16 protein-coding genes are annotated in these 26,006 nt (G+C 60.0%); 12 read left to right on the top strand and 4 right to left on the bottom strand.

The annotated features are described in order from the left end of the window. Positions 1-329: integrase core domain-containing protein (locus CKW26_RS15940; protein ID WP_141231863.1), on the top strand; the 329-nt coding region annotated here is incomplete at its 5' end. A gap of 102 nt (positions 330-431) precedes the next feature. On the opposite strand, the gene recQ is transcribed toward CKW26_RS15940, so the two are convergent. After that, on the bottom strand, positions 432-2,561 hold the full coding sequence (gene recQ, locus CKW26_RS15935; RefSeq protein WP_095049310.1) for a DNA helicase RecQ: 2,130 nt from the start codon (positions 2,559-2,561) through the stop codon (positions 432-434). 377 nt (positions 2,562-2,938) lie between these two features. Here recQ and CKW26_RS15930 point away from each other — a divergent pair, with 377 nt between their 5' ends. The 5 genes from CKW26_RS15930 to CKW26_RS15910 all read left to right on the top strand — a co-directional run bounded on the left by CKW26_RS15930 (position 2,939) and on the right by CKW26_RS15910 (position 6,811). After that, entirely contained in the window at positions 2,939-3,526 is a 588-nt protein-coding gene (locus CKW26_RS15930; protein ID WP_016984205.1) for a YecA family protein, read from the top strand. Positions 3,527-3,536: 10 nt separating this feature from the next. Beyond that, entirely contained in the window at positions 3,537-3,932 is a 396-nt protein-coding gene (locus CKW26_RS15925; protein ID WP_095049309.1) for a YbaN family protein, read from the top strand. A gap of 124 nt (positions 3,933-4,056) precedes the next feature. After that, a complete protein-coding gene (locus CKW26_RS15920; protein ID WP_095049308.1) occupies positions 4,057-5,451 on the top strand; it encodes an AAA family ATPase in 1,395 nt (464 codons plus the stop codon). A 13-nt stretch (positions 5,452-5,464) separates the two neighbouring features. Next, entirely contained in the window at positions 5,465-6,112 is a 648-nt protein-coding gene (gene ptuB / locus CKW26_RS15915; RefSeq protein WP_095049307.1) for a retron Ec78 anti-phage system effector HNH endonuclease PtuB, read from the top strand. 339 nt (positions 6,113-6,451) lie between these two features. After that, positions 6,452-6,811 carry a DUF6124 family protein gene (locus tag CKW26_RS15910; RefSeq protein WP_095049306.1) on the top strand — a complete coding sequence of 120 codons (360 nt, stop codon included), beginning with the start codon at positions 6,452-6,454 and terminating at the stop codon, positions 6,809-6,811. A 219-nt stretch (positions 6,812-7,030) separates the two neighbouring features. Here CKW26_RS15910 and CKW26_RS15905 read toward each other — a convergent pair whose 3' ends face one another. Continuing rightward, a complete protein-coding gene (locus CKW26_RS15905) occupies positions 7,031-15,634 on the bottom strand; it encodes a retention module-containing protein (RefSeq protein WP_095049305.1) in 8,604 nt (2,867 codons plus the stop codon). A gap of 532 nt (positions 15,635-16,166) precedes the next feature. On the opposite strand from CKW26_RS15905, the gene CKW26_RS15900 reads away from it, so the two are divergent. The 3 genes from CKW26_RS15900 to CKW26_RS15890 all read left to right on the top strand — a co-directional run bounded on the left by CKW26_RS15900 (position 16,167) and on the right by CKW26_RS15890 (position 21,213). Beyond that, complete coding sequence (locus tag CKW26_RS15900; RefSeq protein ID WP_095049304.1) at positions 16,167-17,525, top strand: TolC family outer membrane protein; 1,359 nt, start codon at positions 16,167-16,169, stop codon at positions 17,523-17,525. 156 nt (positions 17,526-17,681) lie between these two features. Then, positions 17,682-19,841, top strand: coding sequence for a type I secretion system permease/ATPase (locus tag CKW26_RS15895; protein WP_095049303.1), 2,160 nt, complete (start codon positions 17,682-17,684; stop codon positions 19,839-19,841). A 10-nt stretch (positions 19,842-19,851) separates the two neighbouring features. Next, a complete protein-coding gene (locus CKW26_RS15890) occupies positions 19,852-21,213 on the top strand; it encodes an HlyD family type I secretion periplasmic adaptor subunit (protein ID WP_095049302.1) in 1,362 nt (453 codons plus the stop codon). 34 nt (positions 21,214-21,247) lie between these two features. Here CKW26_RS15890 and CKW26_RS15885 read toward each other — a convergent pair whose 3' ends face one another. Then, positions 21,248-21,844, bottom strand: a complete 597-nt coding sequence (locus CKW26_RS15885; protein WP_095049301.1) for a tRNA-uridine aminocarboxypropyltransferase — start codon at positions 21,842-21,844, stop codon at positions 21,248-21,250. A gap of 18 nt (positions 21,845-21,862) precedes the next feature. Further along, a complete protein-coding gene (locus CKW26_RS15880) occupies positions 21,863-22,756 on the bottom strand; it encodes a LysR family transcriptional regulator (protein ID WP_007914510.1) in 894 nt (297 codons plus the stop codon). Positions 22,757-23,048: 292 nt separating this feature from the next. On the opposite strand from CKW26_RS15880, the gene speB reads away from it, so the two are divergent. The 3 genes from speB to CKW26_RS15865 are packed head-to-tail and all read left to right on the top strand — an operon-like array spanning position 23,049 to position 25,992. Next, positions 23,049-23,999: an agmatinase gene (speB, locus tag CKW26_RS15875; protein WP_003222717.1), complete on the top strand. Its 951-nt coding sequence runs from the start codon at positions 23,049-23,051 to the stop codon at positions 23,997-23,999. A gap of 10 nt (positions 24,000-24,009) precedes the next feature. Next, a complete protein-coding gene (locus CKW26_RS15870) occupies positions 24,010-24,432 on the top strand; it encodes a nuclear transport factor 2 family protein (protein WP_064119611.1) in 423 nt (140 codons plus the stop codon). A 57-nt stretch (positions 24,433-24,489) separates the two neighbouring features. Beyond that, the gene (locus tag CKW26_RS15865) at positions 24,490-25,992 is read left to right on the top strand and encodes a cytosine permease (RefSeq protein WP_095049300.1); all 1,503 of its coding nucleotides are present in this window, start codon (positions 24,490-24,492) and stop codon (positions 25,990-25,992) included. The last annotated feature ends 14 nt before the right edge of the window (positions 25,993-26,006 follow it).

Below are 26,006 nucleotides of genomic sequence, written 5' to 3'. Positions count from 1 at the left end.
TGGCTTTCGAGTCGCGAGGACGCCCTGAAAACCTAATGTTCCATTCGGATCAGGGCTGTCATTACAGCAGTAAAGTGTTTCGTGAAACGCTGGCGGACATGCGCATAAAACAAAGCATGAGTCGACGAGGAAACTGCTGGGACAACGCCCCGATGGAGCGTTTCTTTGGCAGTTTGAAATCTGAATGGATACCCAAGGCTGGCTACCGAAACGAAGATGAGGCCAGTACCGATGTATTGCGCTACCTGACCCATTATTACAATCGGATCAGGCTGCACAGTCACAATGGCTACCGAACTCCGGTGGACATGGAGGCCCTGGCGGCATGAAAAAGGGTAAAACCCTATAACCGTGTCCAGTATCGTTTGACCAGATCAGGTCGGCCCCCTCTCCCTCTGGGAGAGGGCTGGGGTGAGGGTCGAGACCGAATTTCACATCTCGAATTCCGACTGCAACGCAGCCCTCACGCAGTAAAGCACGCCTTCCGGCACACGTCCGGCAAACAGCTCCGCAACCTCAGCGACCGATGGCAACTCGCCCTCGCCATCAAGGAACGCGTCCTGCACTTCGCCCATCAACTCTTCCGGCAAGTCCAGCGCTTGCTCGAGCGACAACTGCTGCTTGCCAATGGCCTCAGCGAGCATCGTGTACACATTTTTTTCCGAGCACTGCAACTGCCCGGCGATCTGCAGCGGCGTCATGCCGGCGCGGGCCAGGGTGATCAATTCGTGGCGCACATCGGCCACCGCTTTTGGCGCATCGGCCTCGCCACCGAGCACTTCGAGGAAGGCATCACCGTAGCGCTCCAGCTTGCGTGCGCCGACACCGCTGACCCGGGCCATTTCCGCCAGCGAGGTCGGCTGGCTGCGGAGCATTTCCAACAACGTGGAATCGGGGAAGATAACGTACGGCGGCACGCCATGCTCTTCGGCCAACTTGCGCCGCAGGGCGCGCAAGGCTTCCCACTGTTCGCGCTCTTCGCCGCGCACCAGTTGGCTGGCTGGGCTCTTGCTGGCGGTTTTGGCCGTAACCTGCGGTTTGAGGTCGCGGCGCAGCTCCAGCGTGACCTCGCCCTTGAGCAATGGCCGGCAACTGTCATTCAAACGCAGACCGCCATAACCTTCGTGATCGACATCCGCCAGACCGCGCGCCACCAATTGACGGAACAGCGAGCGCCACTCGCTCTCGCTCAACGCCTTGCCGACGCCCCACACCGACAGATGCTGATGGCCGAAACTGCGGATTTTTTCGTTGTCCTTGCCCAACAGCACATCAACCAGATGACCTACGCCATAACGCTGGCCGGTACGGAAAATCGCCGACAAGGCCTGACGTGCAGGCTCGGTGGCGTCCCAGGTCTGCACGCCGTCGACACAGTTGTCGCAATGGCCACACGGCTCGGGCATGTCTTCATCGAAGTACGCCAGCAGGGTCTGACGACGGCAGCGGGTCTCTTCACAAAGCGACAGCATGGCGTCGAGCTTGTGTTGCTCCAGACGCTTGTGCCGCTCGTCGCCTTCGGAGTTCTGCAGCATCTGCTTGAGCATCACCACGTCTTGCAGACCGTAGGCCATCCAGGCATCTGCCGGCAGACCGTCACGACCGCCGCGCCCGGTTTCCTGGTAATACGCCTCAAGGGATTTCGGCAAGTCGAGGTGGGCGACGAAACGCACGTTGGGCTTGTCGATGCCCATGCCGAACGCCACGGTAGCGACCATGATCAAGCCTTCCTCGTTGAGGAAGCGTTTCTGATTGAAGGCGCGCAGATCATTGGGCAGACCAGCGTGATACGGCAACGCCGGGAAGCCCTGCTCGCTGAGGAATGCCGCGACTTCCTCGACTTTCTTGCGCGACAGGCAATAGACAATGCCGGCATCGCTGCGCCGCTCAGCGAGGAACGCCAGCAACTGCTTGCGTGGCTGCTCTTTGGGCACGATGCGGTAAAAGATGTTCGGGCGGTCGAAGCTCGACAGGAAGCGTTCGGCATTCTGCAGATGCAGGCGCGTGACGATTTCTTCGCGGGTACGCTTGTCGGCGGTGGCGGTCAGGGCGATGCGCGGTACGTCGGGAAACATCTCGGCCAACTGGCCCAGTTGCAGGTATTCCGGGCGGAAATCGTGACCCCATTGCGATACGCAATGCGCTTCGTCAATGGCGAACAGCGCAATGTTCAGGCCTTGCAGGAACGACAGCATGCGCGGCTGCACCAGGCGCTCGGGCGCCAGATACAACATCTTCACTTCGCCGCGCTTGATCCGCGCTGCGAGGTCACGCTGCTGTTCAGCGCTCAGGGTGGAGTTCAGCGCGGCGGCGGCCACACCGAGCTCTTCGAGGGTGGCGACCTGATCGTCCATCAGCGCAATCAGCGGCGACACCACCACCGCCAGGCCATCGCGCAACAGCGCCGGCACCTGAAAGCACAGGGACTTGCCGCCACCGGTAGGCATCAGCACCAGCGCATCACCGCCACTGGCCACGCGCTCAATGATTGCACCCTGACGGCCACGGAAACTGTCGTAGCCGAAGATGTCCTTGAGGACGCGTTGAGCCTGTTCGAGCATAGAAACTCCAAAAATCTACCGATACATCCCTGCGCAGGCTGGTTCAGAACAGCCGGAGCTGCTTAAACAAAACGTAAGAGCGCATTGCACGACAACCGCAATGCGGGCAGGGATCGCAAAACGCGGCAGTATACCCGAGCCCTCCCCTGCACAGGACGACACCCGTCGATACAATCGCTGATACCTGTGTAGGAGCTGCCGAAGGCTGCGATCTTTTGATCTTGTCTTTATTAAAAGCAAATCAAAAGATCGCAGCCTTCGGCAGCTCCTACAGGGTGTATGCAGGGTATGACAGGTCAAATCTGCCATGCGGCTGGCTTGAGCGCGCAAGAAGGCCTAGAATTCCCGCATTGTTTATTCCCCAAGGTAGCCCCGTAATGTCCTTCGCTGAGCAACTGACCCGCCTGCAAGTTTTCCTCGACGCCGACGAGCTGCATGACGAGGCGCTGGATTACGTGGCCGCTCACGGCTACCTGACCGCGCTGTCGATCTGCGCTGAAGACGTACCGGAGCGTGAGTGGATCGACGCCCTGTTCGCCGAAGAGCCGCATTACAGCAGCGACGCCCAGCGCGAAGAGATCGAAGCCACCCTGATCGGCCTCAAGGCACACATCGCCCGTCAACTGGCCTCGGATGAAGAGTTCGAACTGCCATGCGAACTGGACCTGGGCGACGAGCCTGATGATTCCGAACTGCGCGGCTGGTGCATCGGTTTCATGGAAGGCGTGTTCCTGCGTGAAGCGGCCTGGTTCGAAACCGCCGAAGAAGAAGTCAGCGAAATGCTCCTGCCGATCATGGTCGGTTCGGGCCTGTTCGACGAACAGCCGGAATTCGAAGACATCGCCAAAGACGCCAACCTGATGGACGACATGATCGTGCAGATCCCGGAAGCCCTGACCGCGCTGTACCTGCTGTGCCAGGCGCCAGACGAAAAACCGGCGATCCTCAAGCCACGTCACCACTAAGATCCGGCCTATGGACAACCCCATAGGCAACCGCCCCCTGATGTTGCGCTACTTCCTGCTGGCCATCGGCTGGCTCAGCGTGGCATTGGGGGTGATCGGGATTTTCCTGCCCGTCCTGCCCACTACCCCTTTCCTTCTGCTCGCCGCGGCGTGCTTCGCGCGCAGCTCTGCGCGTTTCTATCAATGGCTGGTCGAGCATCCCCGACTCGGCCCGTGGATCCGCGATTATCTCGATGGCAACGGCATTCCGCTCAAGGGCAAGGTCTACGCGATCGGGCTGATGTGGGCGAGCATTCTGTTTTCCTGCTACCTGGTGCCGTTGCCGTGGGCGCGGGGGTTCATGTTGACGAGCGCGGTGTTGGTGACGGTTTATATTTTGCGGCAGAAGACACTACCCAAATCCTGAAACACACCGTTAGCAGTGAGCATGTATTCACCTGTATTCATTCACAGTAGAATTTGCACCACATCGGTCCCCGCCAATATAGCCACTGCCGTAGCCTGGAATCGGTTCACATGGAGGAAAGTCTTTGAAACTGATCAGGCTCGATCTGGAAAACTACCGCTGCTTCCCCGCGCTGACACTGGAACTCAATGAACAGCTGACGCTGCTGGTTGCGCGCAACGGTCAGGGCAAGACAAGTTTGCTGGACGCTATCAAAGTGGCCTTGTGGCCCTTTGTTCGCGGATTTGATTTGGGTAACGCTCCCTTGACGGGCATTCAGCCTGACGATGTTTTTTTACGCCCCGTCGAGGCGCATCAAATGGAACCTTCTCTTCCAGCTCGCCTGACGGCTCATGCTGATTTTCAGAGTGCTGACATTTCCTGGTCACGCAGTCGAATCAGTATTCGCAAAGGAACGAAAACCCGCAGCGACCAAGGTGCAAGGGCTTTGGAGAACAAAGCTCGTGATTTGCAAGGCTGGATCTTTCATAACGTATTAATGGACGTTACCAAACCGATCGATCTACCTGTGCTGGCCTATTACGGTACGAGTCGCCTATGGAGGGATAACACGCCTACCTCTGAACCCATCGATAACGCCGAACTTTCCAGAACCTATGGTTATCGGGACAGCCTTGACCCTGCCTCCAACTACAAGCAGTTCAGCAAATGGTACACACGAATTTTTCGTACCTATCGTGAAGAGCAAATTCGCAGTCTTGAACGAGGAAAAACAACGTTCGATGTTAAAGACGAGTTTTTGAATCCAGTCAAAGCAGTTCAGAACACAGTCAACTCAATGCTTGAATCACAAACTGGATGGAGAAACCTTGCCTACAGTAGTGAATTCGCAGATCTGGTGTTGGAGCATCCAATACATGGCGTGCTGAAAGTCAGCCAACTCAGCGACGGTATTCGCAACATAGTTGCCTTGGCAGCCGATATTGCCTATCGCTGCGTAAAGCTGAATCCTCACTTCGGCAGCACCGCGCCACGCCAATGCACGGGAGTGGTGCTGATCGATGAAGTCGATATGCACCTTCATCCTGCTTGGCAGCAAACGGTCATACCCGATCTGCTCGGCGCCTTTCCGAACATCCAGTTCGTCGTCACCACACATAGCCCGCAAGTAATTACCTCCGTTCAGGCAACGTGTATCCGTGTGCTGCACACAGTGACTGACGACAATTGCCGCCACGTTAGAATAAGTAATGTCGATCAACAAACTCAGGGAGTCACCAGCTCTCAGGTTCTGGCATACATCATGGGTATTGACCCCACACCAGACAATGAACCCTCTCGCAAATTGAGCGAATATATAGCCTTGATTCAGCAAGATCAGCATGAGTCGGACCAAGGACTATCATTGCGAAAATATCTGGACACGCACTTTGAGACACAACACCCCGTCATGCTTGATTGTGATCGGTTGATTCGCCTCGAAACATTCAAACGCAAACAACTGACACAACAAAAATAAGGAAGTCGGGCGAATGCGAAAACTGATTCGAACTGCGACTCCAAACTGTCTTGCTGGATATAGGCATGGATTACATCAATGGGTTGATGTGACACACGCAGATAGAGACCAAATCCGCCAGTGCCTTCAAGCGATGCAAGATACTCGTTGCGCCTACTGTGAAGCGGATATCAGCGTGCCAAGACTTTCGCATATCGAGCACTTTCGACAAAGACGCAGTTATCCGCAGGGCACCTTCGAATGGACCAATCTATTCCACTCATGTTGTAGGGAGGAAGCCTGCGGAAAATTCAAAGACAATTGCCCTCCCTATGATCACAGAGACCTGCTCAAACCTGACGAAGATGATCCGGATAGCTATTTACTTTTTGTCAGCGACGGCACAATCAGCCCTCTCGCCAACCTCGATGTTCGAGCACGGACACGTGCCGTCGAGACGTTGCGTTTATTCAATCTTGACGCACAAAACGGCGCCCTGCGTGCCATAAGACGAGAGGCTATTCGCCCGCATCTGCAGACTGTCCAGGAGCTGATGGCTATAGCCGATGATTTTTCGCCGGACGACTTTCTAGCGTTTCTGGAAGGCGAAATTCAGAACACCGCACATCTGCCATTCTCTACAGCTATCCGACACACTTTGTCGAAATCTCAGGCTGTTTAAGAGACACCTTCAGACACGCCTTCCAGGCTACACATCCTTGCGCCTTTGCCTACAGCTACGCCAGAATCCGCCGGCTTGTGCGCCTTGGGGACGGGATCTATTGTTGGTCGGTCGCTGACTCATTCAGCGATCGGGTTTAGCGACCCGAATCTGTGTAGGCGCACCAGCGCTCCAAAACTCATTGCAAACGATCTGTCTGCAGTTGATGTCATGGCGGCTGTGCGTGGGAGACCTTCGGGTCTGCCGGGCGCCTACACCCGGTTCGCTAACCTGCGTCCAGCCGCCACCCTTTCTTGTTTAGCGACAGGTTTTGGTGGCCTCACCTGTAGGAGCTTCACCATGATCAAACCAACACCCAACCCGCCCGAAACCGATCTCGCCTCACCCTACGAATCCCTCGATTCAAAAAAGCTCAACGACGCCGCCGAACGCGCCCTCGATCATTACCTCTGCCCACCCGGCTCCCCCCCTCCGCCCCGAAAAACCCGCCGGATGTACGCCGTGACCGCAGACTTCAAAAATGAAGAACTGCTGGCCGATGCCAGCGAAACACTCGCCTCAGCCAGAACCATCGCCCATGACTTCGCCCACCTCATACCCGCGTCGCAGCGCAGGACGCTGTTGGGGATCGCGCAATTGATCATGCTCGGGGAGTTGGCGGTGAATCGGGTGATGGATGATCTGGAGTTGCCGCAGTAGGCCAGACAACCGATCGTTCCCACGCTCTGCGTGGGAATGCCTCTTCGGACGCTCTGCGTTCGGCTCTGGAGGGGACGCGGAGCGTCCTGGGCTGCATTCCCACGCAGAGCGTGGGAACGATCACGAATGAGCAACGCCATACCATCAGACAGAAAAAACCCGCCGCCCCATCAACCGGGACGGCGGTTTTTTTCGTTTCAGGCCCGAATCAAAAGCCGCTTACACCGTATCCACCTTCAACGAATGATCATTCAGCATGCCGCTGATGATCGTCGCCGTGTCATGCCCGCCGGCCACCACCCCGCCCGCGCCCGGCGTGACGCCGTAGTGGCTGGCCAGATTGACGCCGGCCAGGTCAATGGTCTGGTTCGGCGTTGCACCGGCCATGGCGCTGACGTCGATGCTGGTGAGCACCGAGGCGCCGCTGCCGGTGACGGTGAAGTGCAGGTAGTCATCCAGTGAGGCGGTGGTGCCGTTTTCACCTTGCAGCAGTTGTGACAAATCGAGCTTGTCGGTGCCGGGGGTGAAGTCGGTGATCAGGTCGTGGCCGCTGTTGCCCTTGAGCCACTGGAAGGTGTCGGCCCCTGCCCCGCCGGTCAGGGTGTTGTTGCCCATGCCACCAATCAGCAGGTCGTCACCGCCGCCACCGTTGAGGATGTCGTTACCGAGGCCACCGTTGATCACGTTGTTATTGTTGTCGCCGGTCAGGGTGTCGTTGAAGTTCGAGCCGACGAGATTTTCGATGCCGGTCAGGGTGTCCGTCCCCGCGCCAAGGGTGTTTTGCGCACCGAGCAGGCCGAGGTTGACCGTGACCCCGGCCGTGGCATGGGCATAACTGGCGGTGTCGCTGCCCGTGCCGCCGTCGAGCAGATCATTGCCCGGGCCGCTGTAGAGCAAGTCGTTACCGGCGCCGCCGTGCAGCTCGTTGTTGCCCGAGCCTGCGGTGAGCACATCGTTGCCGTCGCCGGCGTTGATGATGTTGTCGCCGCTGCCGGCCACCAGCACGTCATCCCCCGAGGTACCGGTGAGGGTGTGGCCGTCCTGATAGCTGATGCTCACGTTGGCCGTGTCGCTGCCGCCGTGGTTGTCGTTGGCGGTGTAGCTGCCGTGGAAGTCCGGGGTGATGTCGTGCGCCCCGGCGTAGTTGAGGGTCATGGTCAGCTGATAGTTTTCCGCCGCGTTGGGGTTACCGCCGCCGGTGGGATTGGTGATGTTGGTGATGTGGATCTGATAGACGCCATCGGCCGACGCGGTGAGGGTTTGCCCGTCCGCCAGGGTTGTGTAGGCGCCACCGTTGATCGAGTACTCCATGGTGACGTGACCGGCCGCCAGGTTGTGATCGAGGTTGAGGGTTTCGCCCTGGCGCAGGTTGACGGTGATGCGGTCTTCATCGTTGGCGTTGCTGTTGGTCACTGCACCGAGATAGCCACTGACCACCAGTACGGCAGTCATGGTCGCGGCGTTGGCACTGAACGAATTACGCACGTTGGCCAGGTTCTGGTTGGCGGCGGTGTTGACGTTGGTGCCGGTGAAGTTGATCGCCCCGGTGCCGGTGAAGTCCGCCGCTTTCGAGACCCAGCCGGTGTTGAAACTGGTGGGCGTGGCATTGAGCGTATCGCCGTTCGGATCGGTGTCATTGGCCAGCAGCAGTTCGCCCGGCACCACAATGTTGCCCGACAGCACGTTGGTGATGACGTGGTCGTCCACCGCCACCGGCGGCGCGTTGGGGATGACTTTCACGGTCAGCGTCGAACTGGCGAGATCGCCGTCGTTGTCGCTGACGGTAAAGCCGATGTTCTCGGTGATGACCACAGCGGTGGTTTTCTGCGAGGTGTAGGTGTAGTCGCCGGTATCGAGGTTGATCAGCAGTGTGCCGCCGTTATTGGTGGCGATGCTCAGCGTGTTGTTCACGGTGTTGAACGTCCCGTGATTGGTGCCGCCGCTTGGCGTCAGCGAGCCTTGGCCGCTGAGAGCTTTCGGATCGTAGGTGTAAGTGGTGCCGTCAACCACGATGGATTTGATGAAGCCGCCATCGGCGCCGAAGGTGCCGCCCTCGCCCAGTAACGAACCGGTGACCGGCGCGCCCTGTACGGTGCCCGACAGTACCGAATTGAGCTGGTTGAGATCGGTGACCACCACCGCATTGGTGTTGGTGTGACTGATGCCGTCATAGGCCAGCGGGTCGAGGTTGGCGTTGCTCACGCCGCTGCCGAGGCCGATCGCGTAGTTCTTGATGTTGTTGGCATCGAGGAAGTTTTTCAGCGCGGCTTCGTCAGCGGCGTTGATGTCGCCTTCGTTGGGTTTGCCGTCGGAGAAGAAGTAACCGACGTTCTGTGCCCCGGTGAGTTTGCCCGAGGTATTGAACGCGGTTTGCATGACCGCCACCGCGGCGTCGTAGTTGGTGCCGCCACCCGCCGTCAGGCCGGCGAGAATCGTCTTCGCGGTCGCCACATCGACCCATACCGAGGTTCGGTCGGTGGCGTTGCTGCTGAAGGTGACGAGCTGGACTTTGACGTCGCCGAGGTCGTCGTACTTGTCGAGCAAGGCACTGATTGCCTGCTTGGCCAGCGCCAGTCGCGACAGGCCCGGCACACCGGAGGCGTCAGCCATACTGCCGGAGATGTCGAGAACGATGAGCAGGTTCGAATCGATCTCCACTGCCGCCACCGAACGATCCGAGGCCACGGCTTTTGGTACGTCATCGACGATGTTCACCACAAGGGTGCTGGTGGTGCTGTTGCCCAGTGCATCGGTGGCTTTGTAGGTGAAGCTTTCGCTGAGAGTGTTCGCCCCGTCGTTGGCGCTCGGCGAGGTTTTCGGCGCCGATGTCAGCGTGTAGGTGTAAGTGCCGTCGGCGTTGAGCTGGATCTGCCCGTAGCTGCCGGTTGCGCTGCCGACCAGGGTGTAGTTGATCGCGCCGGTGCCGCCGGTAACCGCCCCGACCAGCGTGCCGGTGGCGGTTTCACCAGTGTTGGTGGGATCGCTTCCAGTCACCGTGCCGGCGGCCAGATCCTGACCGTCCTTGCTCAGATCGAGAGCTTTCTCATAGACCGTGACGTCCTGATCGACCGAGGCCACCAGTTTGCTGTCGGCGACGTTGATGGTGATGGTCGTGGTGCTTTCATCGCCGTCGCTGTCGCGGACGGTGTAGGTGAAGGTGTCGGTGGCGCCCGGTGGACTCACCGAGTTCGGGTTGCTGTGATAGACGGCGTTGCCCGCCGCATCGAGGGTCAGGTAACCGAAGTTGCCATTGATGTTGCTGTTGAGGCCGCCGATGGCCGAAGTGCCGGTGTTGCTGCCGGCGCGCACGCCGACCACAGTGGCGGCGCCATCGGCACCGCTGATGTCATTGCCGAGCACACTGACATTGACCGTTCCGCCCTCGGCCACCGAGCCGGTGTCGGGTTTGGCGGTCGGCAGATCATCGATGATATTGACGTTGATCTGACCATTGGCAGTGCTGCCATCGGTGTCCGTCGCCACCACGTTGAAGTTCTCGGTGAGGCTGTTGGCACCGTTGGCATTCGGGTGGGTTTCGTTGTCGACCAGGGTGTAGCTGTAACTCACAACACCGGTCGCTGGGTTGTAACCGGTGACGGTGAAGGTGCTGCCCAGCGGCGAGACGACGGATTGCGGGAAGCCTGCGGCGACACCATTGGTGACCACGGCAATGCCCCCAACGGTGAGGGTTTGCAAGCCATCGAGCGCGGTGACGGTAAAGGTGCCGCTCTGGGTCAGTGCCGGGGTGTCGGGGCTGGTGCCGTCGCTGAGGTTTTTCTCGTAAACGGTGAGTTCGCCGCCATTTACGTCAAGGCCGTTGAGCAGCACCGGATCGTCGTTGTTGTGGATGTTCAGCACCAGGTTGGCGGTACTGGTGTCGCCGTCGGCATCGGTCAGGGTGTAGGTGAACGTCTCGCTGCCGTTACCGCCGCCGTGCAGGTTTTTGAAGTCGGCATCGTTGGGGTTCAGCGTGTAGGTGTACGTGCCGTTGGCGTTGAGCAACAGCGTGCCGTAAGTGCCGGTGAACGTGCCGGCGGTGATCGGCCCGGCATTCGGTCCGGTCGCGACCACATCGGCGCCTTGCACATCGTTGGTCAGCACATTGCCGGTCAGGGTCAGCTGGGTTTCCGAGGCGCTGTTGGCGTTGCTGTCGTTCACCGCTTTCGGCACGTCATCGACGATGCTGACAACAATGGTGCTGGTGACGATGTTGCCCAGTGAATCAGTGGCCTGATAGGTGAAGGTTTCGCTCAGGGTGTTGGCGCCGTCGTCGGCATGCGGCGTGGTGCTCGCCGGCGATGTCAGGGTGTAGGTGTACGTGCCGTTGGGGTTGAGGACGATCTGCCCGTAATTGCCGGTGGCGCTGCCGACCAGCGCATAGCTGATCGCGCCGACCGCCCCGGTGACCGAGCCGACCAGTGTGCCGGACGCGGTTTCGCCGGTGCTGGTCGGGTCGCTGCCAGTGACTGTCCCGGGAGCCAGATCCGCGCCGTCCTTGGTCAGGTCCAGTGCTTTCTCGTAGACGGAGACGTCGGTGTCGCTGGTCGCGCACAGTTTGCTGTTGGCGACATCGATGGTGATGGTGGTGGTGCTTTCATCACCGTCGGAATCGCGCACGGTGTAGGTGAACACATCCATTGCGCCCGGCCCGTTCACCGCATTCGGATTGCTGTGGTAGACCGCGTTGCCGTTGGCGTCCAGGGTCAGGTAGCCGTAGGTGCCGTTAATGTTGCTGTTGAGGCCGCCGATGGCCGAAGTCGAGGTGTCGGCGCCTGCACGCACGCCGACCACTGCACCAGTCACCGCCGGGCCGTCGGCGCCGCCGATGTCATTGTTCAGAACATTGCCGCTGACCGTGCCGCCCTCCGCCACCGACGCGGCGTCAGGATGGGCGCTGGGCAAATCATCGACGATATTGACGTTGATCTGGCCGGTGGCCGTGCTGCCATCGGTGTCGCTGGCAACGACATTGAAGTTCTCGGTGATGCTGTTGGCACCGTTGGCATTCGGATGGGTTTCGTTGTCGACCAAGGTATAGCTGTAACTCACCACGCCGGTGGCCGGGTTGTAACCGGTGATGGTCAACGTGCTGCCGAGCGGCGTGACGATCGATTGCGGGAAGCCTGCGGCTACGCCACCGGTGACCACGTTGATGCCGCCCACAGTCAGGGTTTGCAGACCGTCGAGGGCGGTGACGGTGAAGGTGCCGCTCTGGGTCAACGCGGGAGTGTCGGGGCTGGTGCCGTCACTGAGATTTTTCTCGTAGACGGTGAGTTCGCCGCCGTTGACGTCGAGGCCGTTGAGGTAGACCTGATCGTCATTGTTGTGGATGTTCAGCACTAGGTTCGCGGTGCTGGTATCGCCGTCGGCATCGGTAATGATGTAAGCGAAGGTTTCCGTGCCGTTGCCACCGCCGTGCAGGTTTTTGAAATCGGCATCGTTGGTGTTCAGCGTGTAGGTGTACGTGCCGTTGGCGTTGAGCACCAAGGTGCCGTAGGTCCCGGTGAAAGTGCCCGGGGTTACCGGCCCGGTCGGTACACGATCGGCGCCTTGCACATCGTTGGTCAGGACGTTGCCGGTCAGAGTCAGCAAGGTTTCCGACGCGGTGCCGGCGTTGCTGTCATCCACGGCTTTCGGCAAGTCATCGACGATGTTCACGTCGAGTGTGGCGTTGGCAGTGGTGCCGTTGTCATCGACCACGGTAACGGCGAACTGCTCAGGCAGATTGTTCGCGCCGTTGGCGGTTGGGTGGGCTTCGTTGTCGACCAAGGTGTAGCTGTAGCTGACCACGCCGGTAGCCGCGTTGAAACCGGTGATGGTCAGTGTGCTGCCCAACGGAGTGGTCACCGATTGTGGGAAACCTGCGGCTACACCGTTGGTGACGACGGCGATGCCACCGACAGTCAGGGTCGTCACGCCATCGAGTGCGGTGATGGTGAACGTGCCGCTCTGGGTCAGCGCAGTGGAATCCGGTGCACTGCCGTCGCTGAGATTTTTCTCGTAAACGCTGAGTTCGCCGCCGTTGACGTCGAGGCCGTTGATGATCACCGGATCGTCGTTATTGTGGATTTGCAAAACGAGGTTGGCGGTGCTGGTGTCGCCGTCTGCGTCGGTGATGGTGTAGGCGAAGGTGTCTGTGCCATTGCCGCCGCCGTGCAGATTTTTGAAATCGGCATCGCTGGTATTGAGAGTGTAGGTGTACGTGCCGTCGGCGTTCAAAACCAAGGTGCCGTAAGTGCCGGTGAATGTCCCCGGGGTCACTGGTCCGGTGGGTACGCGGTCAGCACCTTGCACATCGTTGGTCAGCACGTTGCCGGTCAGGGTCAGCAGAGTTTCCGACGCGGTGCCTGCGTTGCTGTCATCCACGGCTTTGGGCAGATCATCGACGATGTTTACGTCGAGGGTGGCATTGGCGGTGGTGCCGTTGTCATCCACCACGGTAACGGCGAACTGCTCAGGCAGGTTATTTGCGCCATTGGCGATTGGATGCGCTTCGTTGTCGACCAGGGTGTAGCTGTAGCTGACCACGCCGGTGGTGGCGTTGAAACCGGTGATGGTCAGTGTGCTGCCCAATGGCGTGGTCACGGATTGCGGAAAGCCTGCGGCTACACCATTGGTGACCACGGCGATGCCACCGACAGTCAGGGTCGTCACGCCGTCGAGTGCGGTGATGGTGAACGTGCCGCTTTGGGTCAACGCGGTGGAATCCGGTGCGCTGCCGTCAGTGAGGTTTTTCTCGTAGACGGTGAGTTCACCGCCATTCACGTCGAGGCCGTTGATGATCACCGGATCGTCATTGTTGTGGATCTGCAGAACGAGGTTGGCGGTGCTGGTATCGCCGTCTGCATCGGTGATGGTGTAGGCGAAGGTCTCTGTGCCGTTGCCGCCGCCGTGCAGATTTTTGAAGTCCGCGTCGCTGGTGTTCAGCGTATAGGTGTACGTGCCGTTGGCATTCAGTACCAAGGTGCCGTAAGTCCCGGTGAAAGTGCCCGGGGTAACCGGTCCGGTGGACACGCGGTCGGCGCCTTGCACATCGTTGGTCAGGACGTTGCCGGTCAGGGTCAGCAGGGTTTCCGAAGCGGTGCCATTGGTGTCGTCAACCGCTTGGGGAACATCGTCGACGATGTTCACGTCCAGCGTGCCATTGGCGGTGGTGCCGTTATCGTCGATCACCGTGACGGCGAACTGCTCAGGCAGATTGTTTGCGCCGTTGGCGGTTGGATGCGCCTCGTTGTCGACCAGGGTGTAGCTGTAACTGACCGCGCCCGTTGCGGCATTGAACCCGGTAATCGTCAGCGTGCTGCCCAAGGGTGTGGTGATTGATTGCGGGAAACCTGCCGCTACACCGTTGGTGACGACGGCAATGCCGCCGACAGTCAGGCTCGTCACGCCATCGAGTGCAGTGATGGTGAAGGTACCGTTCTGGGTCAGTGCGGTGGCGTCCGGTGCACTGCCGTCACTGAGGTTTTTCTCGTAAACCGTCAGCTCGCCGCCTTCGACATTCAAGCCATTGATAACCACCGGATCATCATTGTTGTGGATCTGCAGGACGAGGTTGGCGGTGCTGGTATCACCGTCGGAATCGGTGATGGTGTAGGCGAAGGTTTCCGTGCCATTGCCGCCGCCGTGCAGGTTCTTGAAGTCGGCATCGCTGGTGTTCAGCGTGTAGGTGTACGTGCCGTCGGCGTTCAGCACCAAGGTGCCGTAAGTGCCAGTGAATGTGCCTGGGGTGACTGGCCCGGTGGGCACGCGATCAGCCCCCTGCACATCGTTAGTCAACACGTTGCCGGTCAGTGTCAGCTGCGTTTCAGTCGCCGTGCCATTGCTGTCATCAAAGGCTTTGGGCACGTCGTCGGTGATATTAACGTCGAGCGTGCCGGTCGCGGTGTCGCCATTGCTGTCGCCGGCAATCACGGTGAACTGTTCGCTGAGATTATTCGCGCCATCGCCGGCCGCGTGGTTTTCATTGCCGTTGAGGGTGTAGCTGTAACTGACCACGCCGGTCGCCGAGTTGTAACCAGTGACGGTCAGGGTGTTGCCCAGTTGCGTGGTGATTGATTGCGGGAAGCCGATCGGCACACCGCCGATGATTACGTTGATGCCGCCGATGCTCAGGCTGGTCAGACCGTCCGGCGCCGAGACGGTGAAGCTGCCGTTTTGCGTCAGTGCGCCAGGGTTGGCCGCAGAACCGCCGGGCAGATTGGCCTCATTGACGTTCAGCTCGCCGCCAGCCACGTTCAGACCAGTGAGGGTCACCGGATTGTTCACCGGAGGCGGCACTACGACTGCCGGGGTGTCATCGCCGTTGTCGATCACCGCGTTATGGCGTTCTTCAGGGAATTCGGGAATACCGCCGAACCCAGCGGTGGGGAAACCGATGATCGGGTCAACACGTCCGCCAACTTCCGTCAGCAGGACAAAACTGTGGCCGCCGCCCGCCTCTCCCGGTGCGCCGCCCGGGGCATTCGGACCGGCCGCGGTGGCTTCAGCGGTTTGGCTCGGGTCGTCACCGGCGGCGATGGCTTTCTGGATCTGCTCAACGTCGGTCAATTGCGCGTCGCTCGGGGTCACTGCCTCAGCGGCATTTACATGCGCCGCCTGACCCGCCAGCATTTCACCGGTCATGGTCATGCTGCTGCCGCGTCCGAGGGTCAGTTCCTTGCCGTTTTCCAGCTTCACCGCCACCGCGCCTTCCGCGCCAGTAATCAGTTGATCACCTGCTACCAGGCGATCCCCCTCAACCAGTGCGCGCTTAGTGCCGTCGGCTGACTGGGCGAAAACCTGGCCAATGACTTTGGTGACTATCCCGATGAGCGTTGCCATGTGAAATCCTCCGCTGCCGACCGCCGTCGGCACTGGTAAGCGAAGCAGCCCATGGCTCAATCGGGTTGTCGGAGGGGACGCTCGCACCCTCGACAGTTCGTTTCGCAGGCGGCCTCTTTCGGAAACATCAGTGCTATCAAGCACTTCCGCATCCTGATCAAAGCCATACGCCCACTAACGCTACGTAACGGTGGTGAATCACTTGAGTGACAAAAAAATGTCGCTCATCAACCGCTACGCGTCCCTCCCCTTCAGCATTACTTCGCCGTATGTCGCAAAGTGAGTGGAACTTTCCTCAAGCCTTTTTGCGCTCCCTAAAGCGCATAAAACAAAGGCTTTCATGCTGAACAATGTGCCGGTTTTTACAAAGCGCATAAGTTTTTTTCGGCATAAGCCTTATGAAAATTTTTTCTTAGCTACGCTTCAGGATGTTCTTAGCTCTGTTGTTACAAGAGTGAAACGCCTACACCTAAAAATATCGTCAAATATTTGGCGACAGTAACACACCATCAGGACTCAGGGAGATGCACCCATGCGCGTTCTAACCCCCCTCTGCAGCGCGGTTTTGCTGGCCATGGCTTGCACTTCTCAAGCCCAGGCCATGAACCTCACCGAGGCCATTCAAAGCACCATCGCCACTCACCCGGAACTGGCCTCGCGCGTGGACGCGCGCCTGTCGGCTGATGAACAAGTCAAAGTCGCGAAGGGCGGCTTCTATCCGTCCGTCGATTTGAACGCCGCCTATGGCCGCGGCTACAGCGACAACACCAACACCCGGGCCTTCGGTAATCACCACACCGAAATCCTCAATTACACCCAGTCCGAGCTGCGCCTGCGGCAGATGCTGTTCGACGGTTTCAACACCGCCAACGAAGTCGAACGCACCAAAGGCGTGTCCAATTCGCGCGCGTACTACGCGCAAGGCACTGCCCAGGATCTGGCTCTGCGCACCATTGAGGTCTACCTCGAAGTGCTCAAGCGTCGTGAACTGGTGACCCTGGCCCGCAATAACCTGCAGGCGCATTTGCGCGTCAACGATCAGATCGGCCTGCGCACCGAGCGTGGCGTCGGCAGCACCGCTGACTCCGATCAATCGGTCGCTCGTAAGGCCTTGGCACAGAACAACCTCGACACCGCCGAAGTCGATCTGTCTGACGCCGAAGCCAACTTCTACAGCGTGGTCGGGCGCATGCCCGATGAGCTGGAAACCCCGGCCTCAACCCGTGGCGAACTGCCGACCGAATTGCGTGAAGCCCAGCAGAGCATGGTCGACAACAACCCGTATCTGAAGTCCGCCCAGGCTGACGTGCAATCGGCCGAGAGCCAGTACGAAGTCGCCAAGTCGCCGTTCTATCCACGCTTCGACGCGGAAGCGGCCGTCGGCGCGAACAACAATGTGCAAGGCGATGAAGGCCACGACAACGAATGGCGCGTGGGTGTGGTGATGAACTACAACCTGTTCCGTGGCGGCAGCGACAAGGCGCGCCTGGCCTCCGATGCGCACCAGATCAATCAGGCAATGGACATCCGCAACAACGCCCTGCGTCAACTCAACGAGAACATTCGCCTGGCGTGGAACGCCATGGAAAACGCGAAGAAACAGACCCCGACCGCCCGCGAATACGCGGAAACCACCAAACGTGTACGCGCGGCGTATCAGGATCAGTTCGGCCTGGGCCAACGCACCCTGCTCGACTTGCTCGACAGTGAGAACGAGCTCTACAACGCCAACCGTCGCTACACCGAAATCCGCTACACCGAGGAGTATTCGATGTACCGCGTGCTGGCGAACATGGGCCAGTTGCTGAGCAAACAACGGGTGGTGCTGCCGGCCGATGCGATCGCCGCGACCGAAGTGAAAAACGAAGCGCGCCTGCCCGAACTGAAATAACCAACGCAGGAGTCAGCTTTGCCCTGATCGTTCCCACGCTCCGCGTGGGAATGCAGCCCGTGACGCTCCGCGTCACTGGACGCAGAGCGTCCCTAGAGGCATTCCCACGCAGAGCGTGGGAACGATCAATGAAGCGGTAACAGGGGAGCGATCAATATGACCAGCATGGAACCCGGCCACACCGGGATCGATCCGCGGCTGAGCTTCGATGATCCGTTACTCGACGGTCTGTTGATCCTCTGCAAACTGCATGGCGCGACGGTCAGTCGCGCCAGCCTGAGTGCCGGCCTGCCGCTGAACAAGCAACGCCTGAGTCTGGACCTGCTGCCCCGCGCCGCCGCCCGTGCCGGGTTGCAGGCACGGATTCTGCGCCGTGATCTGAAAGACATCTCACCACTCAATCTGCCGATTCTGCTGCTGCTCAACGACGGTCGCACTGCAGTTTTACGGCGCTTCGGCGACGACGGCAAAGCGCTGATCCTGCCCAGCGAAGCCGATGGCGGCGAGCAATGGATCAGCCGCGAAGAACTCAGCGAGCACTACAGCGGCCAGGCTTTGTTCGCCCGTCCGCGCCACGAACTCGAAGACCTGCGCTCGCCGCTGGTGCCACGGGTACATGCGTGGTTTCGCGACACCCTGAAGCTGTCGAAATGGTTGTATAGCGATGCGATTCTCGCCAGTTTCCTGATCAACCTTTTAGGCCTGATGGTGCCGCTGTTCGTTATGCAAACCTACGACCGTGTGGTGCCGAATCAGGCCACGTCGACACTGTGGGTGCTGTCGATCGGGCTGTTGATCGGCACCGGTTTCGAACTGGTGTTACGCGTGGTGCGCGCGCACCTGCTGGATACCGCCGGCAAGAAAACCGATGTGATCCTTTCCGCGACTTTGTTCGAGCGCATCACCGGCATGTCGATGAAGGCACGGCCGGCGACCATCGGCGGTTTCGCCCAGAGCATTCATGACTTCCAGGGCCTGCGCGAATTCCTCACAGCGGTGACCCTGACCAGCCTGATCGACCTGCCCTTCGTCGTGCTGATGCTGGTGGTGATCGGCCTGCTCGGCGGCTGGCTGGTGGTGATTCCGCTGCTGGCGTTTCCGATCACCATTATCTTCGCGATGATCATTCAGGTACGTCTGCGTGACACCGTGCAAAAGAGCCTGAGCCTCGGCGCCGAACGTCAGGCGGTACTGATCGAAACCCTCGGCGGCCTGGAAACCCTCAAGGCCTGCAGCGCCGAAAGCGAGCGCCAGCACAAATGGGAAAGCACCCACGGCGCCCTCACCCGCCTCGACAGCCACGCACGCAATCTGTCGGCGCTGGCCACTAACGGCACATTGTTCATTCAACAATTCTCGGGGATGGCGACCATTGTCGCCGGGGTCTACAGCATCATCGCTGGAAACCTCAGCGTCGGTGCGCTGGTTGCCAGTTACATGCTCGGCAGCCGTGTACTAGCGCCGCTGGGGCAGATTGCCGGGCTGATCACCCGCTATCAGCAAGCGCAACTGACCATGAAAAGCACCGATGCGCTGATGGCCTTACCGCAGGAACGCGACGGCAAGCAGCGGCCGCTGGAGCGCACGCAACTGCAAGGCGCGCTCGACGTCAGCGGCGTGACCTTTCACTACAACGGCCAGAATGCGCCGGCACTGAGCAATGTCAGCTTCAGCCTGAAACCCGGTGAACGGGTCGGCATCATCGGCCGCAGCGGTTCGGGCAAAAGCACCTTGGCGCGATTGGTCATGGGTTTCTATGAACCCGAAGAAGGCCAACTGTTGCTTGACGGTCTCGACCTGCGCCAACTCGATGTCGCTGACCTGCGCCAGCAGATCGGCTACGTCGCTCACGATCTGCCGCTGCTGGCCGGCAGCCTGCGTGACAACCTGACCCTCGGCGCACGCTACATCAGCGATGCGCGGATGCTCGAAGTCGCCGAACTGACCGGCGTTACCGAACTTGCCCGCCAGCATCCGCAAGGTTTCGACCGGCCGGTGGGCGAGCGCGGGCAATTGCTTTCCGGCGGCCAACGTCAGGCCGTTTTGCTCGCACGGTCGCTGCTGCTCGACCCGCCGATCATGCTGCTCGACGAACCCACCAGCGCCATGGACAACAGCAGCGAGGACTTACTGCGGCAGAAGCTGCACGGCTGGGTGCAAGGCAAGACACTGCTGCTGGTCACCCACCGCACTTCAATGCTGAGTCTGGTGGACCGCTTGCTGGTGCTGGACAACGGCCGGGTCGTCGCCGACGGCCCGAAAGAAGCGGTCATCGATGCACTGCGCAAGGGCCGTGTCGGCTCGGCGGCGGTTTAGGAGTTGCCCCATGTCTGCTTCCACCGATAGCAAAGAGCGCGGCTACTTCGACAGTTTCGGTAAAAGCGCCGAAGCCGAATTCATGCCGGAAACCGCCGGTGCCTCGTTACAGGATTCGCCGCGCTGGTCGCGGATCACCGTGTGGCTGGCGGCGGCGCTGCTGATCAGCGCGGTGGTCTGGGCCAAATTCGCCGTGCTCGAAGAAGTGACCATGGGCGAAGGCAAGGCGATTCCTTCGAGCAAGATTCAGGTGATCCAGAACCTTGAGGGCGGCATCGTCACCGAAATCTTTGTACGTGAAGGGCAGATGGTGAACAAAGGCGATACCCTGCTGCGTCTGGATGACACGCGCTTTCGCTCGAACAAGGGCGAAAGCGAGGCGGATCGTTATGCGCTGACGGCGCAGGTCGAACGGCTGTCGGCGGAGGCCGAAGGTCGGCCGTTCAAGCTCTCCGATGAAGTGATCGCCAAAGCCCCGCAAGTCGCCGAAGACGAGCGCTCGCTGTATGAACAACGTCAGCGCCGGCTGGCCAGCGAGCAGCGCACGCTCAGCGAACAACTGCGGCAGAAGACTCAGGAACTCGCCGAGTTTCGCTCCAAGCAGGGTCAGTTCAGCTCAAGTCTGGCGTTGCTGCAGCAAGAAATGAACATGTCCGAGCCGCTGGTGAAAACCGGTGCGGTGTCACCTGTGGAAATCCTCCGACTCAAGCGCAGCGCGGTAGAAATCCGCGGCTCATTGAACGCGACGACGCTGGCGATCCCCCGCGCCGAATCGGCGATTGCCGAGATCCGCAGCAAGATCGACGAGTCGGAACAAACTTTCCGTTCGGAAGCGGCGAAAGAGCTGAATGAGAAACGCACCGACCTGTCGAAAATCACCGCCACCAGCATCGCCATCGACGACCGCGTCACCCGCACGACGGTGACCTCTCCGGTGCACGGGGTGATCAAGCAATTGAAGGTCAACACCATCGGCGGCGTGGTTCAGCCGGGCAGCGACATGGTTGAAATCGTACCGTTGGAAGACAACCTGTTGATCGAGGCCAAAGTGCGGCCGCAGGATGTCGCGTTCCTGCATCCGGGCCAGAAAGCCATGGTCAAGTTCAGTGCCTACGACTACACGATCTACGGCGGACTGAGTGCCAAACTGGAGCTGATCGGTGCCGACACGATTACCGATGACAAGGGCAACAGCTTTTATCTGATTCAGGTGCGCACCGATAAAAACCATTTGGGCGGGGATGTGAAACCGTTGCTGATTATTCCGGGGATGGTGGCGACGGTGGACATTATTACCGGGGAAAAAAGTGTCCTGGATTACCTGCTCAAGCCAGTGTTGAAAGCGCGGACCGAGGCGATGCGCGAACGCTAGCCAATGATCGTTCCCACGCTCGGCGTGGGAACGATCATTTGTCGCCATGGTTACGCTGGAAGGTCTCCTCGCCCATCGCCGCAATCTGCCCCTCGATCAACGCCTCGAACGGCTTGAGCAAAGGCTCGAATGAAGCCGGCGCCTCCAGCGTTTGCAACGCCTGCACAATCGCCTCGATGGTCGACAACGCCCCCGGCCCCGGAGCCTTGCGCAAGCGATACCGCGACACCCCGCCCTCGGCCAGCGTCACCCGTGGCAGCGCCGCCAGCAACGGATTGAGGTGCAACATCTTGCGCGCCTTGCGCCAGGTGCCATCCGGCACCACCAGCAACAACGGTTCCTCGGACTCACCGTAAGCCTGCATCGGCTGCGCGTCATCGGCCGGAAACAACAACCGCGCCTGATACCCCGGGCGGTTCAACAGCGCCGGCAAATCCTCGAACACCTCACCGACGATCAGCTCGGCATTGCTCAACCCCAGCGCTGCCAGACGCGCGGTATTCAACGCGTGATGAACCTCGCTCGGATGCTGCAACAGCAACACCCGCGTGCGACTGTCGAGGCTCGGGATCAGCGGGCACAGGCAATGGGTTTGGGGGCGCAGGCAGCGCGGGCATTGAGGTCTGGACATACTTCTTTTCCCTACAAGCTAAGCCTGATTGAGCTGTGCTTTGAGCAAATCGCGGAAGGTCTGGATCAGCGGTTCACGGCTACGGCCCCGGCGCATGATCATCGAAAACGGTGCCTGATAACCGAAGGTCGCCGGCAGCAACACGCGCAGGTCACCCTTGTCGGCCCAGGCCTGAGCGTAGTGCTCCGGCAAATAACCGATGTAGGCACCGGACAGCACCAGAATCAGCTGTGCCTCCATGCTTTCCACCGTCGCGGCGCTGTGTTTGAAACCGTGCCGTGCGAGTTCCGCCTGACTCCAGTAACCGCGCCCGACCATACGTTGCTGGGTGATGACTTGCTCGGGAATCCGCCGCTCGTTGAATAACGGATGGCGACTGCTGCAATACAACCAGTGCTGCTCGCGGTACAGCGGCATGTAGATCAGGCCGCTCATGCGCGTGGAAAACGCACCGATGGCCAGATCGAGACGGTTGTCCTGCACGCCGAGTTGCAGTTCGTACGGGCTCATCACCGACAGATGCAAATGCACCGCCGGGTGTTCCTGACTGTAGGCGCCGATGGCTTCGGCGAACGGCAAGGCCTTGTCGCTGACGGTGGAGTCGATCACGCCGAGGTTGAGTGTGCCGCGCAGTTCGCCCTTGAGCGCCGCGGCGTATTGCTCGAAACCTTCGAGTTCGGCGAGCAGGCGCAGGGTTTCCTGATGGAACAGCTCACCCTTGCTGGTCAGGCTGAACCCGCCGCGCCCGCGATGGCACAGCACCAGGCCGAGCGCGGCTTCGAGCTGGCTCATGTAGGTGCTGATCGCCGAGGTCGACAGGTTGAGTTCCTGTTGTGCGTTAGCGAAACCCTGATGACGGACCACGCTGACGAAAATGCGTAATAGTTTCAGGTCGGGTAAAGCGTTGGCCATGTCTACTCCAAGGATCGTTCCCACGCTCTGCGTGGGAATGCAGCCCGTGACGCTCTGCGTCACCTGCGAGTACGGCTGGACGCGGAGCGTCCGTAGATGCATTCCCACGCGGAGCATGGGAACGAGCAGGTGTGGAAGTCTGGCATTAGTTTAGAAAAATCTGAACTAAGTTTTTGCCCGTAGCGATTCTTTCCCCTCACTACATTTCGCATCATCGGCCCCACAGCGGCGCCCGAACCTGTGCTCCACGGCGCGCCGACATAAATAAAACAAAGACGATGAGGCCTTACCCGTGGACAAGATTCTTCACCAACCACTGGGCGGCAACGAAATGCCGCGCTTCGGCGGCATCGCCACCATGCTCCGACTCCCCCATGTACCGACCGCTGCCGGCCTGGACGCTGCCTTTGTTGGCGTGCCCCTGGACATCGGTACTTCGCTGCGCCCCGGTACCCGCTTCGGGCCACGCGACATCCGCACCGAATCAGTGATGATCCGCCCCTACAACATGGCCACCGGCGCTGCGCCGTTCGACTCACTGTCGGTCGCCGATATTGGTGACGTGGCGATCAACACCTTCAACCTGCTCGACGCCGTGCGCATCATCGAAGAAGCCTACGACAACATCCTCGAGCACAACGTGATCCCGATGACCCTGGGTGGCGACCACACCATCACCCTGCCGATCCTGCGGGCGATTCATAAAAAGCACGGCAAGGTCGGTCTGGTGCACATCGATGCCCACGCTGACGTCAACGATCACATGTTCGGCGAGAAGATCGCCCACGGTACGACCTTCCGTCGCGCCGTCGAAGAAGGCCTTCTGGACTGCGACCGCGTGGTGCAAATTGGTCTGCGCGCGCAGGGTTACACCGCGGACGACTTCAACTGGAGCCGCGATCAGGGCTTCCGCGTGGTTCAGGCCGAAGAGTGCTGGCACAAGTCGCTGGCGCCGCTGATGGCCGAAGTGCGTGAGAAAGTCGGCGGTGGTCCGGTGTATCTGAGCTTCGACATCGACGGCATCGATCCGGCCTGGGCACCGGGCACCGGCACCCCGGAAATCGGTGGTCTGACGACCATTCAGGCGATTGAAATCGTTCGCGGCTGCCAAGGCCTCGACCTGATCGGTTGCGATCTGGTAGAAGTCTCGCCCGCTTATGACACCACCGGCAACACCTCGCTGCTGGCCGCCAACCTGCTGTACGAAATGCTCTGCGTACTGCCTGGCGTGGTCCATCGCTGAGGGTCGGGTCATGAACGAACGTGATCAGGTTCTGCAAGCGGCCGCCGATCTGGTGGCCGCCTTCGCCCGTAACGATCGCGAAGCTTACTTCGGCGCCTTCAGCGCCGATGCGAGTTTCGTTTTCTATACCCTCGAACAGCCGCTGCTGTCGCGCGATGCCTATCAGGCCTTGTGGGACAGCTGGCGCGCCGAGGATGGCTTCGAGGTGCTTGCGTGCACCTCGAGCAACGCCTTCGTCAGCCTGCAAGGTGATGTGGCGATTTTCATCCATGACGTGGCCACCGAGCTGCGCATGCAAGGGGAGCAACACTTCAGCCAGGAGCGCGAGACGATTGTTTTCAAGAAACAAGCGTCGAGCCTAGAACAACAAGGCCATTGGCTGGCCTGCCACGAACATTTGTCCGCAATGCCGGAAGGGCTGCCATCCCCTTAGCCAAAACAGGTGACGCCTCACGCACGATGAGGCGCGCCTTTATGATCGGAGCAGATCATGAATAACAACAACAACGACCAAAGCCTTACGCAGATTGAAACCCACGGGGTCGAGCAGATCCCGGACCACGAACGCAGCGCAGGCCCGACGGACTTGTTCCGGATGATCTTCGGCGGTTCGAATACCTTTGCCACCGCCGTGCTCGGCAGTTTCCCGGTGCTGTTCGGTCTGTCCTTTCAGGCCGGCGTCTGGGCGATTGTGTCGGGCGTGCTGCTTGGCTCGCTGATTCTCGCACCGATGGGTCTGTTCGGTCCGCTCAACGGCACCAACAATGCCGTGTCGTCCGGTGCGCACTTCGGCGTGCACGGGCGGATCGTCGGTTCGTTCCTGTCGCTGTTGACCGCTATCGCGTTTTTCTCGCTCTCGGTGTGGAGTTCGGGCGATGCGCTGATCGGCGGTGCAAAACGCCTGATCGGTCTGCCGGAAACCGACCTGACCCTGGGCCTGGCCTACGGTCTGTTCGCGATTCTGGTGCTGACCGTGTGCATCTACGGCTTCCGCTTTTTGCTGTGGGTGAACAAGATCGCGGTGTGGAGCGCCAGCCTGTTGTTCCTGCTGGGCATCTTCGCCTTCGCCGGTCCTTTCGATGTGAACTACGCCGGTACGGTGAGCCTAGGTCAGCCGGGCTTCTGGGCCGCGTTCATCGGTGCTGCGCTGGTGGCGATGAGCAACCCGATTTCCTTCGGCGCGTTCCTCGGCGACTGGTCGCGCTACATCCCGCGTGACACCTCCAAACAACGGATCATGGCAGCGGTCGTGCTGTCGCAGATCGCCACGTTCATCCCGTTCCTGTTCGGCCTGGCCACCGCGACCATCGTCGCGATCAAGGCGCCGGACTACATCGCGGCCAACAACTATGTCGGTGGTTTGCTGGCGGTGTCGCCGAGCTGGTTCTTCCTGCCGGTGTGCCTGATTGCGGTGATCGGCGGCATGTCCACCGGCACCACTTCGCTGTATGGCACCGGGCTGGACATGTCCAGCGTGTTCCCGCGGGTGCTGTCGCGAGTGAAAGCGACACTGCTGATCGGCGTGCTGTCGATTGCCTTCATCTTCATCGGCCGGTTTGCGGCGAATCTGGTGCAGAGCGTGTCGACTTTCGCCGTGCTGATCATCACCTGCACCACGCCATGGATGGTGATCATGATCATCGGTCTGTTGGTGCGCCGCGGCTTCTACTGCCCGGATGACCTGCAAGTGTTCACCCGTGGCGAACAGGGCGGACGCTACTGGTTCAGCCACGGCTGGAACTGGCGCGGTCTTGGTGCATGGATCCCGAGCGCGGTGGTCGGTTTGTGCTTCGTCAATCTGCCGGGGCAGTTCGTTGGCCCGTTGGGTGAAATGGCCGGCGGCATCGACATCAGTTTGCCGGTGACCCTGGGCCTGGCTTCGGTGGTGTACCTGACGCTGCTGAGCCTGTTCCCGGAACCGCGCGAAGTGTTCGGCCCCAAGGATGCCCGGCGTGAAGCCGCAGTAAAACCTCAACTGCGTCAGGCCGCCTGACGAAGATCCCTGTA

It is taken from the genome of Pseudomonas sp. Irchel s3h9, from assembly GCF_900187475.1.
GTDB lineage: Bacteria > Pseudomonadota > Gammaproteobacteria > Pseudomonadales > Pseudomonadaceae > Aquipseudomonas > Aquipseudomonas neuropathica.
The sequence above is the reverse complement of the archived record's forward strand: the minus strand, read 5'-3'. Positions and strand labels throughout refer to the sequence as shown.

What these genes read in the sequence shown, in the direction of transcription:
- CKW26_RS15930 (WP_016984205.1), top strand. Translation starts at nt 2,939, where the DNA reads ATGTCCTTCGCTGAGCAACTGACCCGCCTGCAAGTTTTCCTCGACGCC.
- CKW26_RS15895 (WP_095049303.1), top strand. Translation starts at nt 17,682, where the DNA reads ATGACCAGCATGGAACCCGGCCACACCGGGATCGATCCGCGGCTGAGC.
- CKW26_RS15880 (WP_007914510.1), bottom strand. Translation starts at nt 22,756, where the DNA reads ATGGCCAACGCTTTACCCGACCTGAAACTATTACGCATTTTCGTCAGC.
- CKW26_RS15905 (WP_095049305.1), bottom strand. Translation starts at nt 15,634, where the DNA reads ATGGCAACGCTCATCGGGATAGTCACCAAAGTCATTGGCCAGGTTTTC.
- ptuB (WP_095049307.1), top strand. Translation starts at nt 5,465, where the DNA reads ATGCGAAAACTGATTCGAACTGCGACTCCAAACTGTCTTGCTGGATAT.
- CKW26_RS15870 (WP_064119611.1), top strand. Translation starts at nt 24,010, where the DNA reads ATGAACGAACGTGATCAGGTTCTGCAAGCGGCCGCCGATCTGGTGGCC.
- CKW26_RS15925 (WP_095049309.1), top strand. Translation starts at nt 3,537, where the DNA reads ATGGACAACCCCATAGGCAACCGCCCCCTGATGTTGCGCTACTTCCTG.
- CKW26_RS15900 (WP_095049304.1), top strand. Translation starts at nt 16,167, where the DNA reads ATGCGCGTTCTAACCCCCCTCTGCAGCGCGGTTTTGCTGGCCATGGCT.
- recQ (WP_095049310.1), bottom strand. Translation starts at nt 2,561, where the DNA reads ATGCTCGAACAGGCTCAACGCGTCCTCAAGGACATCTTCGGCTACGAC.
- CKW26_RS15910 (WP_095049306.1), top strand. Translation starts at nt 6,452, where the DNA reads ATGATCAAACCAACACCCAACCCGCCCGAAACCGATCTCGCCTCACCC.
- CKW26_RS15885 (WP_095049301.1), bottom strand. Translation starts at nt 21,844, where the DNA reads ATGTCCAGACCTCAATGCCCGCGCTGCCTGCGCCCCCAAACCCATTGC.
- CKW26_RS15865 (WP_095049300.1), top strand. Translation starts at nt 24,490, where the DNA reads ATGAATAACAACAACAACGACCAAAGCCTTACGCAGATTGAAACCCAC.
- CKW26_RS15890 (WP_095049302.1), top strand. Translation starts at nt 19,852, where the DNA reads ATGTCTGCTTCCACCGATAGCAAAGAGCGCGGCTACTTCGACAGTTTC.